This window comes from Celeribacter indicus, from assembly GCF_000819565.1.
In the GTDB taxonomy this organism is placed as follows: Bacteria; Pseudomonadota; Alphaproteobacteria; order Rhodobacterales; family Rhodobacteraceae; genus Celeribacter; species Celeribacter indicus.
In genome coordinates, this window is record NZ_CP004393.1 from 750298 (window position 1) to 764065 (window position 13768).

Sequence of the window (13768 nt, forward strand, 5' to 3'; positions counted from 1 at the left end):
GACATGAAGAAACTTTCTCTCCTCCTCGCCCTCACCGCCGCGAGCCCGGCGCTCGCCGCGAGTTCGAACCCCTTCGCGGGCGAGTTCTGGACGCTCACGAACACGAATCTCATCGTCCTGCTCGGCTTCATCGTCTTCATCCTGCTTCTCGTGTGGAAGAAGGTTCCCGCGCTGCTCGGCCGGATGCTCGACGAGCGGGCCGCCGGAATCCGGCGCGATCTCGAGGAGGCGCGCGCGCTGCGCGAGGAGGCCCAGTCGATTCTCGCCTCCTACGAGCGCAAGCAGCGCGAGGTGCAGGACCAGGCTGATGCCATCGTCGCCCAGGCGAAGAAGGATGCCGAGGCCGCGGCCGAAAAGGCGCGGGGGGATCTGAAGACCTCGATCGCGCGCCGCCTGGCCGCCGCGGAGGAACAGATCGCCGCCGCCGAGGCCGCCGCCGTGCGCGAAGTGCGCGACACGGCGATCACGGTCGCGACCGCCGCCGCGGCCGATGTCATCGCGAAGAAGATGACCGCGGAAGACGCGAGCACCCTCATCGACGCCTCCATCGCGGAAGTGGGCGAAAAGCTTCACTGATCGGTCTCCTGACCGGACCGATCGGCCCCGATTGCGAAAGCCCCGCCGGCTCGGCGGGGCTTTTCTATATTGGGAAGGAGAGCATCAGCCGGCCGAAATACAGGCTCAGCGCCAGGAACAGCGCCGCGAGGAGGGCGAGCGCGCCGAGCTGGAGGCGCGGGAGCGTGGCGGAGCGGGCGAAGAAGAAATATGCCCAGCTCAGCAGCCCCGCGAAAACCGCCGCCATGAGGGAGAGATAACCGAGACCGAGGATCATTGCGAATATCCTGAACTGGGATCCGGGGAGGCTGCCGGGTCAGCGGGAGCCGGTCTTTCGCGCCTCCGCGCAGGAGGTGGCGAGCCAGCCCTTCTCGATGGCCAGCGCGAGACAGTGCTCCTTCGTCTTGAGGCCGAGTTTCTGTCTTGTGTTCGAGAGGTAGAGATTGACGGCCGAGCCGCTGATCCCCAGCCGGTCCGCGATCTCGCTCAGCCGGTATCCCTGCGCCATCAGGCACAGGATCTGCGCCTGTCGTGGCGAAAGCGGGTTCAGCGTGTCGTCGAAAGACTTCATCAAACCAGTCCCGGTGGAAATCAGGTTAGCTCAAGGGGGCGTTTCAAACCGTTATCCAAGGCTAAAGCGTTTCGGCTTTAACCTGAGACATATCCGGCAGCCTTGAAGTAGTTCCAGCACTCTGTTGGGTCGTAGAGCTCGCAGATTGCGCCGATGGCGTCGAAGACTTCGGTGAAGGTTCTGGCGCCGATCTTTCGAAGGTGAGCTTTCAGTTTGGAGAATGCTTGCTCGATGGGATTGAGATCCGGCGAGTAAGGCGGGAGGTACAGAAACCAGCAGCCGTGGTCGTGCAAGGCCTGAGCCGCCTCCTTGTTCCGATGGGTCGCCAGATTGTCCAGGATGACAACGGTGCCGGGGGCGATCTCCGGGACAAGCACTTCTCGGATGTAGACGGCAAAGGCGGGGCCATCCATGGCACCCTTGATGACCCATGGTGCGATCAAAGCATCCGAGGCCAGCCCGGCGATCAGCGTTTGGGTTCCCCAACTGCCAAACGGTGCATCCATGGTCAGGCGATGACCCCGCTTGGCCCGGCCACGCAGACGGGTCAGGTTGGTCTTCACTGCCGTTTCATCAATAAAGACAACGCGTTCGGGAAAGGCCGCAATGGCAGGCAGCCGATGCTTGAACCACTCAGTCCGCTGCTGTCTTACCTTGGCGCGACCGCGCTCGGTGGCGACCAGCGACTTTTTTTGTATGTGAAACCGAGCCGGGACAGCAGGTTGGCGATGGAGGAATGATGCACCCGCACGCCTGCCGCGGCCGCCAGCGCGTCGCGCAACTCAAAGAGCGTGATGTCGGGGTCTTGCGCGACCAGTTCCTTCAGGAAAGCCTGATGCGCTGCCAGCTTTCCCCGACCACGTGGCGGGCCTTGCGGTGCGGGCTCCGCATGGCCCTTGGTCCGAACCTGACGCGCCCACCGCGCGCCTGTCGCCGCAGACACTTTCAGGCGCAACGCCGCCGCCCGCCCGCTTAACCCTTCCTCAATATACTCCTGAAACCGCGCCCGAAGCGCATTCGGCAAAGGTGCTGACATGATCCATCCTCCCAAACAGGATGAATCACATCAGCCACCTCAAGGAAACCCCCGCCGATTCAAGTTCAAGCCGAAACGCTTTAAGAAGTCTCGCAGAGGGCAACAATATGGAGATTTCTGCATATTCGCGCGGAGACAGGGGCGGCGGTGCGCGCGCCGCGCGGCCATGAAGCGGTCATGAAAAAGGGCCGGGCATAAGGCCCGGCCCTGCAAGCATTCCGCATGCCCTGTCGGTCAGGTGATCGGCGTGATCACGATTTCCACGCGGCGGTTCAGCGCCCGGCCCTCGGTGGTGAGGTTGGAGGCGACGGGGGCGTCCTCGCCGCGGCCGATGGCCTGGATGCGGCCCGGCGTCACACCGTTGGCGCGCAGGATCGTCGCCACGGATTCCGCGCGGCGGGTCGACAGGTTCTGGTTGTAGGTGGCCGAGCCGGTGTTGTCGGTATGGCCGACGATCCGGATCGTCGTGTTCGGATAGTCCTGAAGGTTGTAGGCCAGGGCGCGCAGGTCTTCCTGAAGCGAGGGCACCACCACGGCGCTGTCGATGGCAAAGAGGATGTCCTGCGGCATCGTCACGATGAGCTGCGAGCCGGTGTTGACGATCTGCACCTGATTGTTGCCGAGATCCTGACGCAGGTCCTGCGCCTGGCGTTCGAGCTGCTGGCCGATCGCGCCGCCGACCGCGCCGCCGATCACCGCGCCGACGGCGGTCTTCGCCAGACGGTCGTCGTCGGAAGACAGGCCCGCCGCGAGCCCGCCCAGCGCCGCGCCGATGGCCGCGCCCTGCGTGGTCTTGCTGTTCGGGTCGTAGGTGTACCCCTGGGTACAGGCCGACAGGCCCATCGCCGCCAGAAGGGGGGCGACGACGAAAATCCGGGTCTTCATATGCTCTGCCTCTTATTCAAGACTGGTTTCGCGGCGATTTTATCGTTCTCCGCGGGTTCAAACACCCGTGATTTTGACAGTTCACGAAAATGTGGCGGGTTTCTGCTCAGCCGCGGCGGGGAGGTTGCGCGCGCCTTCACGGGCGAGCAGCGCGCGTTTCACCCCAAGGCCCCAGTGATAGCCGCCGAGCCCGCCGGTCTTGCGCAGCACCCGGTGGCAGGGGATCAGCCAGGCCACCGGGTTGCGCCCGACCGCGGTGCCGACCGCCCGCACAGCCTTCGGCGTGCCGATCGCCCCGGCGATGTCGGAATAGGTGGCGACCTCTCCCGGCGGGATCGACAGGAGCGCCTCCCAGACCTTGATCTGGAAGGGACCGCCCATGAGGTGCAGGTCGACCGTCTGGCCGGCGAGCGCGGCCTCGACGAAGGGCGCGACCCTGTCCGGCGCCTCTACCTGGCGGGCTTCCGGCCAGCGGGCGGAGAGATCCGCGATCACCGCGTCGGGCGTCATTTCCGCGGTGAAGCCGAGCGCGCAGAGCCCGCGCTCCGTCGCCATCGCGATGGCCTCGCCAAAGGGGGTGTCGACCCGACCGCGGAAGATCGTGAGCCCCGCGCCCCTGCGGGCATAGTCGCCCGGCGTCATCGCCTCCCAGCGCAGGAACAGGTCGTGGAGCCGGCCGGTGCCCGACAGGCCCGCCGCATCCGCCACCTCCGCGAGCGGGCGGCGGTCGTCGATCAGCGCCTTCGCGTGGCCGAGCGTCAGATATTGCTGGAACCGCTTCGGCGAGACGCCCGCCCATTGCGAGAACACCTTTTGCAGATGCGGCGCGCTGAGCCCGGTCGCGGCGGCGAGCGTCCCGAGCGGGAGCGGTTCGCGCGCGCCGTCGATGAGCTCGATCACGCGGCGGACGACGTGGAAATGGTAGCGGTCTTCGGCGGGGCGGGCGGAAAGGGACATGACGGGCGGGTCCTGGTGAATGGCTGTGCCCCAATCTATCCCATCCGGCGCGCCCTGCCGACCCGGAACTTGTGCGGAAGCGCCGCCGGGCTGGGACCGGGGGGCACGGCGCTCCCGTCTCAGGCCGCCCTGCGCCGGGTCGCGACCGCCGTCCGGGGGTGCAGGACGCCCGCCTCTCCGGGCCGCAGCACCATCCGCGCGCATTGTCCCGTGGCGAGGGCGGGACCGAGCGCCGCCGCGATCTCCGCCGCCGCCGCGGGGCCGAACCGGTCCAGCGCCGCCGGGTCGGGCAGCAGGCTTTCGAGCCAGATCCCCTCCGCCAGAAGGAGTTCGTGCTCCGCCGTCAGGAGGTGGCAGAGGGCATGTCCGGGCGGCAGCGGCATGTCGGCGGCGGGGCCTGCGCCGGTGGCGATGTCGCGGGCCGGGGCGAGCACCTCCTCCTCCCCGAAATGCAGCGCGACCTGCGGCCCGCGCAGCAACAGGTGGTGACCGGGCGAGAGGGTGAGGTCGTGCTCCGGCACGCCCGTGCCGAGGCTGCCGGCGGGAATGTGCAGCGGCGGCACGACGCCCGGCCCCGTCGTCGCGCTCCGTCCGGTCCACAGCAGCGGACGATATCCGTGGTCGCGGGTGAGCAGCAGGTCGCCGGGCCGCAGCCATTCCGCCGGCTGCGGGCCGAGGCGCGTCTCGACCATCACGGCCGGTCCGATGCCCGGCAGGCCGGGCGCGGCGTCGCGCTCCATGTCGCTGGTGCTGTTCACGTCCCTCTCCCTGTCCCCGTTACGGTTCCCATTCCTGTCTCCGCCCCGGCCCGGCGCCATGCGGGGGGGCCGGATCGGGTCTTTCGCGCCCAGTCTGGCAGACGGGTCTGAACAGCCGATTAACCCGCACGGCAAAATGGCACCGCCTCGACAAACCCTTTCGAAATCCTGCCCTTGCCGCGCAATGCCTTGCCCGGCGCTTCCCGACAGGGCATTAGAACCACATGACACGCCAGCATCACCGGACGACATGACACGCCAGCTCGACTATCAGACCATCCACGAGATCTTTGCCCGCTTCCGCGCCGCCGAGCCGGAGCCGAAAGGAGAGCTCGAGCATGTCAACGCCTATACGCTGCTCGTCGCCGTCGCCCTGTCGGCGCAAGCCACCGACAAGGGGGTGAACAAGGCGACGCGGGCGCTGTTCGGGATCGCGGACACGCCCGAGAAGATGCTCGCGCTCGGCGAGGAGGGGCTGATCGAGCATATCAAGACCATCGGCCTCTACCGCAACAAGGCGAAGAACGTGATGAAGATGAGCCGCATCCTCGTCGACGACTACGGCGGCGAGGTGCCCTCCTCGCGCGCGGCGCTCGAAAGCCTGCCGGGCGTGGGGCGCAAGACGGCGAATGTGGTGCTCAACATGTGGTTCCACCATCCCGCGCAGGCCGTGGACACGCATATCTTCCGCTTCGGCAACCGGTCCGGTGTGGCCGTGGGCAAGGATGTCGCCGCAGTCGAGCGCGCGATCGAGGATCATGTCCCGGCGGAATTCCAGCAACACGCGCACCATTGGATGATCCTGCACGGGCGCTATGTCTGTACGGCACGGAAGCCGAAATGCGCAGCCTGTCTCATCCGCGATCTCTGTGCTTTCGAGGAGAAGAATCTTGACTAAAACCTATCAGGTCGTCGGCATCGGCAATGCCATCGTTGACGTGATCACGCAGGCCGATGACAGTTTCCTCGACCTCATGGGGATCGAAAAGGGCATCATGCAGCTCGTCGAACGCAACCGGGGCGAGATGCTCTATGGCGCGATGACCAACCGGGTGCAGGCGCCGGGCGGTTCGGTCGCGAACACGCTCGCGGGTCTCGGCGGGCTGGGACTCCGGACCGGGTTCATCGGGCGGGTGCATGACGACGCGCTCGGCCGGTTCTACGCGGCGGAGATGGAGGCGGACGGCACCGCCTTCGTCAACGCGCCGGTGCCGGGCGGGGAGCTTCCGACCTCGCGCTCGATGATCTTCGTCTCTCCCGACGGCGAACGCTCGATGAACACCTACCTCGGCATTTCCTCGGAAATCTCCTCGCTGGACGTCGCTCCCGACGTGGCCGCCGATACGGAGATCATGTTCCTGGAGGGCTATCTTTATGACAAGCCGAAGGGCAAGGAGGCCTTCGACCGCGCCGCGCAACTGACGCACGGGGCGGGGGGGAAGGTCGGAATTTCGCTGTCCGATCCGTTCTGCGTCGACCGCCATCGCGCGGACTTCCGCAAGTTCGTGAGGGAAATGGATTTCGTGATCGGCAACGAACACGAGTGGGAAAGCCTCTATGAGGCCGATCTTTCCGTGGCGCTGGAAACCGCCGCGGCGGAATGCGGCCTCGTGGTCTGCACCCGCTCGGGCGCCGATGTCGTGCTGGTGCGCGGCGCGGAGGAGGCCGTGGTGCCGGTCCACCGCGTGACCCCGGTCGATTCCACCGGCGCCGGCGACCAGTTCGCGGCGGGGTTCCTCTATGGCTATGCCACCGGCCAGCCGCTCGCGGTCTGCGGGCGGATGGGCTGCATCGCAGCGGCCGAGGTGATCTCCCATATCGGGCCGCGTCCCGAGTCGGATCTCAGACACCTGTTCCGCAAAGAAGGCCTGATCTGACGTGACCTCATCTGCAAAGGGAGATTGACATGGGCAGTAGCGTGATCGTCGCGTTGTTCCTCGCCAGCATCGCGCATGAAGGATGGCAGGCCTGCCACAGTCCCGGCGGATGCTTCGGACGGGTGGAGGAAACGCCGGTCTATTCCTTCGCCGCGGGGCCGATGCGCTTCGAAGAGGAATTCGACTATGGCGAGGTCTACCTCCGCTATGGGTTCGACCGGCGCTATGGGCCGTTCCAGCCGATCGTCGGCCTCTCCTATGCCGATACGGGGAATTTCTGGGCCGGGTTCGGCGGCGCCTGGAACCTCTTCGATCTCGACGGCTTCTATGGCGAATTGTCCGTGATGGCCGGGCTCTACGACAACAGCGGCGATGCCGATCTCGGCAGCGCGCTCGAATTCCGCTCCGGGCTGGAACTCGGCTACGAATGGGACAACGGCGTGCGGCTCGGCCTGAGCGTCGATCACCGCTCGAACGCCAATACCGCGAGCGACAATCCAGGCATGGAGACGGTGCTGCTCCGGGTGAGCGTGCCGGTGCGCTGAGGCGCGGGGGACCGGCTGGCCGGCCCCCGTCGCGCGTGCCTAATGCGCCGCGGCCCAGGTGTCGCCGATCCCCGCGTCCACCTCGATCGGGACGTCGAGCTTCACGGCCGGTTCCGCCGCGCCCTCCATCACCTCGCGCACCACGGCGATCACCGCGTCGCAGGCGTCCTCGTCCACCTCGAAAATCAATTCGTCATGCACCTGCAACAGCATCGTCGCGGGCAGGTCGCGGATCGCCTCGGGCATGCGGATCATCGCGCGGCGGATGATGTCGGCGGCGGAGCCCTGGATCGGCGCGTTGATCGCCTGGCGTTTCGCGAATCCGGCCTGCGGCCCCTTCGCGCCGATCTCAGGCGTGTGGATCTTGCGGCCGAAGAGCGTGGCGACGAACTTGTGCTCCTTGGCAAATTCCACGGTCTCGTCCATGTATTGCCGGATGCCGGGGAAGCGTTCGAAATAGCGGTCGATGAAGCCCTGCGCCTCGCCGCGCGGGATGCGCAGGTTGCGCGCGAGGCCAAAGCCCGAGATGCCGTAGATCACGCCGAAGTTGATCGCCTTCGCCTGGCGGCGGACCATCGGGTCCATGCCCTCGATCGGCACGCCGAACATCTCGGAGGCGGTCATCGCGTGGATGTCGAGCCCGTCGCGGAACGCCTGTTTCAGGCTGTCGATGCCCGCGACATGGGCGAGGATGCGCAGCTCGATCTGGCTGTAGTCGAGCGAGATGAGCTTGCGCCCCTCCGGGGCGACAAAGGCCTCGCGGATCCGCCGGCCTTCTTCCGAGCGCACCGGGATGTTCTGGAGGTTCGGTTCGGCGGAGGCGAGCCGCCCGGTGACGGCGCCGCACTGGACGTAGCAGGTGTGGACCCGTCCCGTTTCCGGGTTGATATAGCCCTGGAGCGCATCCGTATAGGTGGACTTCAGCTTCGAGATCTGCCGCCAGTCGAGCACGCGGGCGGGCAGGTCGTGGCCCTCGGCGGCAAGATCCTCGAGAATATCCGCCCCGGTCGCATAGGCGCCGGTCTTGCCCTTCTTTCCGCCGGGCAGGCTCATCCTGTCGAACAGGATCTCGCCGAGCTGTTTCGGACTGCCGACGTTGAACGGCTCGCCCGCGAGCTCGTGGATTTCCGCCTCGAGCCCCGCCATCTTCTGCGCGAAGGCGTTCGACATGCGCGAAAGCACGTCGCGGTCGACCTTCACCCCGGCCATTTCCATGCGTGCGAGCACCGGGGAGAGCGGGCGCTCGAGCGTTTCGTAGACCGTGGTCACCCGCTCGGCGTGAAGCTGTGGCTTGAACAATTGCCACAGGCGCAGCGTCACATCCGCATCCTCGGCGGCATAATCCACCGCTTTCGCGATATCCACCCGGTCGAAGGTGATCATCGACTTGCCGCTGCCCAGAAGCTCCTTCGTCGGGATCGGCGTATGGCCGAGATAGCGCTCGCTCAGCGTGTCCATCCCATGCCCGTGCAGCCCCGCATGGAGCGCGTAGGACAGAAGCATCGTGTCGTCGTAGGGCGCGACCGCCACGCCGTTGCGCGCGAAGATCTTGGCATCGTATTTCATGTTCTGGCCGATCTTGAGGATCGAGGCGTCCTCCAGCACCGGCTTCAGCGCGTCGAGCACCATCGCCCTGGGCAACTGCCCGTCCACCAGGTTGGAACCGCCGAAGAGATCGTCGTCCCCGATCGTATGGCCCACCGGGATATAACAGGCTTCGGCCGGCTCGACGCAGAGCGAGATGCCGACGAGCTCCGCCGCCATCTCGTCGAGGCTCGTGGTCTCCGTATCCACGGCGACGTAGCCGCGCGCCCGGATCCGGTCGATCCAGCGCTCGAGCGCGCCCATGGTCGTCACCTTCTCATAGGCGGAGACGTCGAAGGGACGCGCCTCCGGCGCGGCGGGGGCGTCGGCCGCGTGCGCCGCATGGGCGGGTTGCACGGGATCCGGCATGGCGGGCGCTTCCACGCCCATCTTCTCGGAAATGCGCTTCACGATGGTGCGGAATTCCATTTTCGACAGGAATTCGAGAAGCGTCTCCGCATCCGGTTCCTGCACCTCGAGGCTGTCGAGGTCGTAATCGAGCGGCATGTCGCAGGTGAGCGAGACGAGATCGCGCGACAGGCGGATCTGTTCGGCCTTCCCGATCAGGGTCTCGCGCCGCTTCGGCTGCTTGATTTCCCCGGCACGCGCCAGAAGCGTGTCGAGGTCCCCGAATTCGTTGATCAGAAGCGCTGCGGTCTTGATCCCGATGCCGGGCGCGCCGGGCACGTTGTCGATCGAGTCGCCCGCGAGCGCCTGCACATCGACGACCCGTTCGGGGTAGACGCCGAATTTCTCGAACACGCCCTCGCGGTCGATCCGGCGATTCTTCATCGCGTCGAGCATTTCGACACCGTCGCCCACGAGCTGCATCAGGTCCTTGTCGGAGCTGATGATGGTGACGCGCCCGCCCGCGTCGCGGGCGCGGCAGGCGAGCGTGGCGATGATGTCGTCCGCCTCGAACCCGTCCTGTTCGAGACAGGCGATGTTGAAGGCGCGGGTCGCCTCGCGCGTCAGCGGGATCTGCGGGCGCAGGTCCTCGGGCATCGCGTCGCGATTGGCCTTGTAGGCCGGATAGAGATCGTTGCGGAACGTATGGCTGCCCTTGTCGAAGACGACGGCGGCATGGGTGGGCGCATCCGCGCCGGTGCTGTCCTCGATATATTTGAACAGCATATTGCAGAACCCGCTGACCGCCCCGACCGGCAGGCCGTCGGACTTGCGCGTGAGCGGGGGGAGCGCGTGATAGGCGCGGAAGATGAAGGCGGAGCCGTCGATGAGATGAAGATGGCTGCCCTTGCCGAATGTCATGGCGCGCGGTCCCCCGTGAATTTGCGTTGGCGCCTTGATAACACGGAAGGACAGAGGGGCTGCAAGCGCCTAACGGCCCGCCCCGTGCGAACGGCCGCCCGGCGCATGCGGCAGGCCGGCGGCAGCCGGAGCTTTCGGGGATGGAGCGTCAGGTCGCCCCGTCGCCTCGCGAGGCTCGGGCGGTCCGGCTCCGTCCCCCGCGGCCAGGGTCACCCCGCCCGCCGGGCACGTTCCGCGACGGAAAAGGGCGCACCGCCCTCAGACTTCGCTGAGGCGGGCGCTTTCGTGGATGTATTTCTTGTCGCAATAGGGGCATTCGACATAGCCCGTCTCGTGCGGGATCACGAGCCAGACGCGCGGGTGCCCGAGCGCGCCCTCGCCACCGTCGCAGGCGACTTTCCATTTGGAGACAACTTCGGTTTCGGGGGCTTCGATCGTCATCTTCTTTCGCTACCTTCTCGCTTCGGTTCGCCGTGGGACGAGGTGTGCGGCTTTCAGGTTCGGGGTCCGCAGGCTATGCGGTTGTCGAACGCCGTTTTGCCGCTTAAGTCAAGGCCGAATGATAGCGATCCGCGTCCGGCGGACAAGGGGGCTCGGGCCCCGCGAAACGTGTCACTGAGGAGAAGCGATGACCGAACCCAAAGGCAATGCCATCGAGATCGAGGGGCTGAGGAAGGTCTACCGCGCGGCGGCCGGCCAGCCGCCGAAGGAGGCGCTCGGGGGCATCGACCTCGCGATCCCGCAGGGGTCCGTCTTCGGCCTCCTCGGGCCGAACGGGGCGGGGAAGTCGACGCTCATCAACATCCTCGCCGGGCTCGTGATCAAGAGTTCGGGACGGGTGCGGATCTGGGGCTTCGACCAGGACGTGAACCCGCGTCAGTCGCGCGCCGCGATCGGGGTCATGCCGCAGGAGCTCAACATCGACCCGTTCTTCACGCCCCGCGCCGCGCTCGAGGTGCAGGCGGGTCTCTACGGCGTGCCGAAACGCGCACGCCGGACCGCCGAGATCCTCGATCTCATCGGCCTGTCGGACAAGGCCGACGCCTATGCGCGCACCCTGTCTGGCGGGATGCGGCGGCGGCTCCTGCTGGGCAAGGCGCTGGTGCACAACCCGCAGATCCTCGTGCTCGACGAGCCGACCGCCGGGGTGGATATCGAGCTGCGCCAGATGCTCTGGAACAACGTGCGGCGGCTGAACGAGGAACGCGGCATGACGATCATCCTCACGACCCACTACCTCGAGGAGGCGCAGGAGATGTGCGACGAGATCGCCATCATCAACCACGGCCGCCTCGTGAAGCGGGACACGACGCGGAACCTCCTGAGCCTGATGGATGCGAAAACCCTGCTGATCGAGCCGGAAGGCCCGACGCCCGAGGCGATCGCGCTGCCCGAGGGCGTGCGGCTGACGCGGGACCGGCACGGCACGCTCGCCTTCGACTATTCGCGCGGCCGCACCTCCGCCAATGCGATCCTCGACGCGGTGCGCGCGGCGGGCGTGGTCATCGGGGACGTGCGCACGAAGGAGCCCGATCTCGAGGATGTCTTCGTCGAGTTGACCTCGGGAAAGTGACCGGCGCGGGGGACGCGCGCCGGCCGGATTGAAAAAGCCCCGCGTTCCGCGGGGCTTCGCCGTCTTTCCGGGGACGGGCGCTTACTCGAGCACGAGCGGCCCGACCGGCTCCCCGCCGAGCAGGTGGACGTGGAAATGCGGCACTTCCTGATGCGAATGTGCGCCGGAGTTGCAGATGAGGCGAAAGCCTTGTCCGCCCGCGCTTTCCGCGAGGCCGGTGATCTCCGCGACCTTCGCCACCGCGCGGAAGAAATCGAGCTGTTCCTCCGCGCCCGCCGCCAGCATGAAATGGTCGTAGCAGCGGTAGGGGCCCTTCGGGATCACCAGCACATGCGTCTTCTTCTTGGGGGAGATGTCGGGGAAGGCCAGCGTGTGCTCGGTCTCGTGGACCGGGGTGCAGGGAATCTCCCCGCGCAGGATCTTCGCGAACACGTTCTGGTCGTCATAGGCGTAGGGCAAAGGGGCCTCCCTCGTTTGGTCCCGGATCAGTCGGAAAAGAGATAGTGCATCGAGGCGATCTCGCGCGCCTCATCTTCGGAGATGCCGAGGAATCTTGCAAGCGGGCGGGCATTCTCCTCCGGCGCGTTGCTCTCCGAGATGCGGTAGCAATGTTCGAATTCCGCGTCCCGGATCGTGTCGCTCTCGCTGTTGATGTCCGAACGGATCGTCGGCAGCAGCCGTTCCAGCGCGCTCTGCGGCGTGGTGTCGCCCGCCAGCCCGGTGCGCCGGGCATGGCCGATCAGGTAGGCGTCGCTGAACTCGCAGTCGATGTCCAGCAGCCGCGTGCCCGAACGGTCGGAGTAGAAATCGCGGATCAGGTCGATCCCGCCGGGGTCGATGCAGACCACCATGCGATCCGTGTCGAAATAATCGAACAGCATCCGCACCCAGGCCCGCCGGTGGCGCGTGCGTTTCTCGAGGCTCTTCTCGATGCCGCCGAGGTCGGGCAGGGGGGTGTTCTCCTCGTTGAACAGGTATTCGACGCAGGGAATATCCGTGTGCGACCGGATCTGCGAGACGAGCCGCTTGGCGACATGCCATTTCTTGCACACGATCATCAGGAGCTCTCGGTCGCGGCCGAGCGAGCTTTCCGTTTCCCAGAACCGCTGGGCAAAGCGGCGTCCGACGCGCCCGCGCCCTGTGAGGAAGCGGAACAGGGAGCGGCCCTCGTTGGAGATCCGGAACTCCACCCCGGTCGCGGCGAAGAGATCGCCGAGGCGTTTCTTCAGCTCCTTCGCGTCGGGCGAGATCTTGCGCGCGAAGAGGTAGTCCTGCGCGAGCAGCAGGTCGTAATGGTCGTTGTAGAACACGACCGGCATGCCGTAGTCGGTGAACATCAGGAAGGTGAGCGTGCGGGAGCGGATTTCCCTTTCCGGCACGAGATGGCGCACGAGCGTCTGAAAGAAGGTCTCGTCGGGAATCCATGTGGTGCGGAAGAAGCGCATGACGTCCCGGCGCTCGCGGATGAAGGCGAGGATGTCCTCGATCGTCCGCCGCCTCAGGCACCACCATTGCGAGCCGATCATCACCTGGAGGTCCGCGGGAATCCCCCGCGCGAGGCCGAGGGCGCGCTGCATCCGGAAGCTCTGGTAGAACAGCCACTTGTGCCGGCGCTCGTTGAACCAGTGCCGGTAGATCAGCCGCTCCTCCCGGATCCCGGTCTTGATCCAGTCGCTGTCGAAGAAATCGAAGCTCTCGATATAGTCGCATTCCTCGCGGTCGAGATAGTCGTGCATGTATTCGGCCGTCTTCACCGACATGCAGTCGCCCGACATCATGTAGAAATGCGTCGCGCGCGGAAAGTCCCGTTCCGCGGCCTCGATGGCATGGAGCGTGGCCTGCACGAGGCTCCATTCGCCCCAGCCGCATTTGATCCGCTTCGTGGCGAAGGTCACATTCGGATTGTTCGCGAGCCCCTTGCGGATCGCCTCGAACGCCTCCCTGCCGCCGCGCGCGTCGAAATGGATCGCGATGTAATCGCCCGCGCGGGTGAGGCGGCGGGCCTGGTCGATGATCGCTTCGGGATCCTTGTGGCACAGAAGGATAAAGGCAATTCGTGCCATATTGGAAACCGTAATCCTCTTCTTGCCCGATTGTTCATGCGGAGCTGTAACCAATTATTGAATAAACAAGGGGAATTTGCTTTTAAAGCGAAAAG

General features: G+C 66.1%; 15 protein-coding genes. 5 read left to right on the forward strand and 10 right to left on the reverse strand.

Going from position 1 to position 13768, the window contains the following annotated elements; translation table 11 throughout:
- Positions 1 to 3 precede the first annotated feature (3 nt).
- The gene (locus tag P73_RS03850; RefSeq protein WP_043868536.1) at positions 4 to 576 is read left to right on the forward strand and encodes a F0F1 ATP synthase subunit B; all 573 of its coding nucleotides are present in this window, start codon (positions 4 to 6) and stop codon (positions 574 to 576) included.
- Positions 577 to 640: 64 nt separating this feature from the next.
- On the opposite strand, the gene P73_RS03855 is transcribed toward P73_RS03850, so the two are convergent.
- From P73_RS03855 to P73_RS03885, 6 genes are all read right to left on the reverse strand, one after another.
- The gene (locus P73_RS03855) at positions 641 to 832 is read right to left on the reverse strand and encodes a hypothetical protein (protein WP_043868537.1); all 192 of its coding nucleotides are present in this window, start codon (positions 830 to 832) and stop codon (positions 641 to 643) included.
- 39 nt (positions 833 to 871) lie between these two features.
- Complete coding sequence (locus P73_RS03860) at positions 872 to 1126, reverse strand: response regulator transcription factor (protein ID WP_043868538.1); 255 nt, start codon at positions 1124 to 1126, stop codon at positions 872 to 874.
- Positions 1127 to 1203: 77 nt separating this feature from the next.
- Positions 1204 to 2162 (reverse strand): IS630 family transposase gene (locus tag P73_RS24735; protein ID WP_144401203.1). Its coding sequence is split into 2 segments (ribosomal slippage): positions 1204 to 1818 and positions 1821 to 2162, totalling 957 coding nucleotides; the frame shifts between segments, so codons are not numbered across the junction.
- Positions 2163 to 2396: 234 nt separating this feature from the next.
- On the reverse strand, positions 2397 to 3047 hold the full coding sequence (locus P73_RS03875; RefSeq protein ID WP_043868539.1) for a YiaD family glycine zipper/OmpA-like lipoprotein: 651 nt from the start codon (positions 3045 to 3047) through the stop codon (positions 2397 to 2399).
- An 81-nt stretch (positions 3048 to 3128) separates the two neighbouring features.
- Positions 3129 to 4004, reverse strand: coding sequence for a methylated-DNA--[protein]-cysteine S-methyltransferase (locus P73_RS03880; RefSeq protein WP_043868540.1), 876 nt, complete (start codon positions 4002 to 4004; stop codon positions 3129 to 3131).
- 119 nt (positions 4005 to 4123) lie between these two features.
- Positions 4124 to 4762 carry a Hint domain-containing protein gene (locus tag P73_RS03885; RefSeq protein ID WP_052453026.1) on the reverse strand — a complete coding sequence of 213 codons (639 nt, stop codon included), beginning with the start codon at positions 4760 to 4762 and terminating at the stop codon, positions 4124 to 4126.
- Positions 4763 to 5012: 250 nt separating this feature from the next.
- Here P73_RS03885 and nth point away from each other — a divergent pair, with 250 nt between their 5' ends.
- From nth to P73_RS03900, 3 genes are read left to right on the forward strand one after another with little or no spacing between them, the layout of a single operon-like run.
- Entirely contained in the window at positions 5013 to 5660 is a 648-nt protein-coding gene (gene nth, locus P73_RS03890; protein ID WP_043868541.1) for an endonuclease III, read from the forward strand.
- On the forward strand, positions 5653 to 6639 hold the full coding sequence (locus P73_RS03895) for an adenosine kinase (RefSeq protein WP_043868542.1): 987 nt from the start codon (positions 5653 to 5655) through the stop codon (positions 6637 to 6639). Before nth ends, P73_RS03895 begins: the two co-directional genes overlap by 8 nt.
- A gap of 29 nt (positions 6640 to 6668) precedes the next feature.
- The gene (locus P73_RS03900) at positions 6669 to 7184 is read left to right on the forward strand and encodes an acyloxyacyl hydrolase (RefSeq protein WP_043868543.1); all 516 of its coding nucleotides are present in this window, start codon (positions 6669 to 6671) and stop codon (positions 7182 to 7184) included.
- Positions 7185 to 7223: 39 nt separating this feature from the next.
- Here P73_RS03900 and polA read toward each other — a convergent pair whose 3' ends face one another.
- Together polA and P73_RS03910 are read right to left on the reverse strand one after the other, a co-directional pair.
- Positions 7224 to 10037 carry a DNA polymerase I gene (polA, locus tag P73_RS03905; RefSeq protein ID WP_043868544.1) on the reverse strand — a complete coding sequence of 938 codons (2814 nt, stop codon included), beginning with the start codon at positions 10035 to 10037 and terminating at the stop codon, positions 7224 to 7226.
- Positions 10038 to 10295: 258 nt separating this feature from the next.
- Positions 10296 to 10478 carry a zinc-finger domain-containing protein gene (locus P73_RS03910; RefSeq protein WP_043868545.1) on the reverse strand — a complete coding sequence of 61 codons (183 nt, stop codon included), beginning with the start codon at positions 10476 to 10478 and terminating at the stop codon, positions 10296 to 10298.
- 187 nt (positions 10479 to 10665) lie between these two features.
- On the opposite strand from P73_RS03910, the gene P73_RS03915 reads away from it, so the two are divergent.
- On the forward strand, positions 10666 to 11610 hold the full coding sequence (locus tag P73_RS03915; protein WP_043868546.1) for an ABC transporter ATP-binding protein: 945 nt from the start codon (positions 10666 to 10668) through the stop codon (positions 11608 to 11610).
- Positions 11611 to 11691: 81 nt separating this feature from the next.
- Here the strand turns inward: P73_RS03915 and P73_RS03920 are convergent, their stop codons facing one another.
- Both P73_RS03920 and P73_RS03925 read right to left on the reverse strand, forming a co-directional pair.
- Complete coding sequence (locus tag P73_RS03920) at positions 11692 to 12069, reverse strand: HIT domain-containing protein (protein ID WP_043868547.1); 378 nt, start codon at positions 12067 to 12069, stop codon at positions 11692 to 11694.
- A gap of 26 nt (positions 12070 to 12095) precedes the next feature.
- Positions 12096 to 13673 carry a DUF5928 domain-containing protein gene (locus P73_RS03925; RefSeq protein WP_043868548.1) on the reverse strand — a complete coding sequence of 526 codons (1578 nt, stop codon included), beginning with the start codon at positions 13671 to 13673 and terminating at the stop codon, positions 12096 to 12098.
- Positions 13674 to 13768 lie beyond the last annotated feature (95 nt).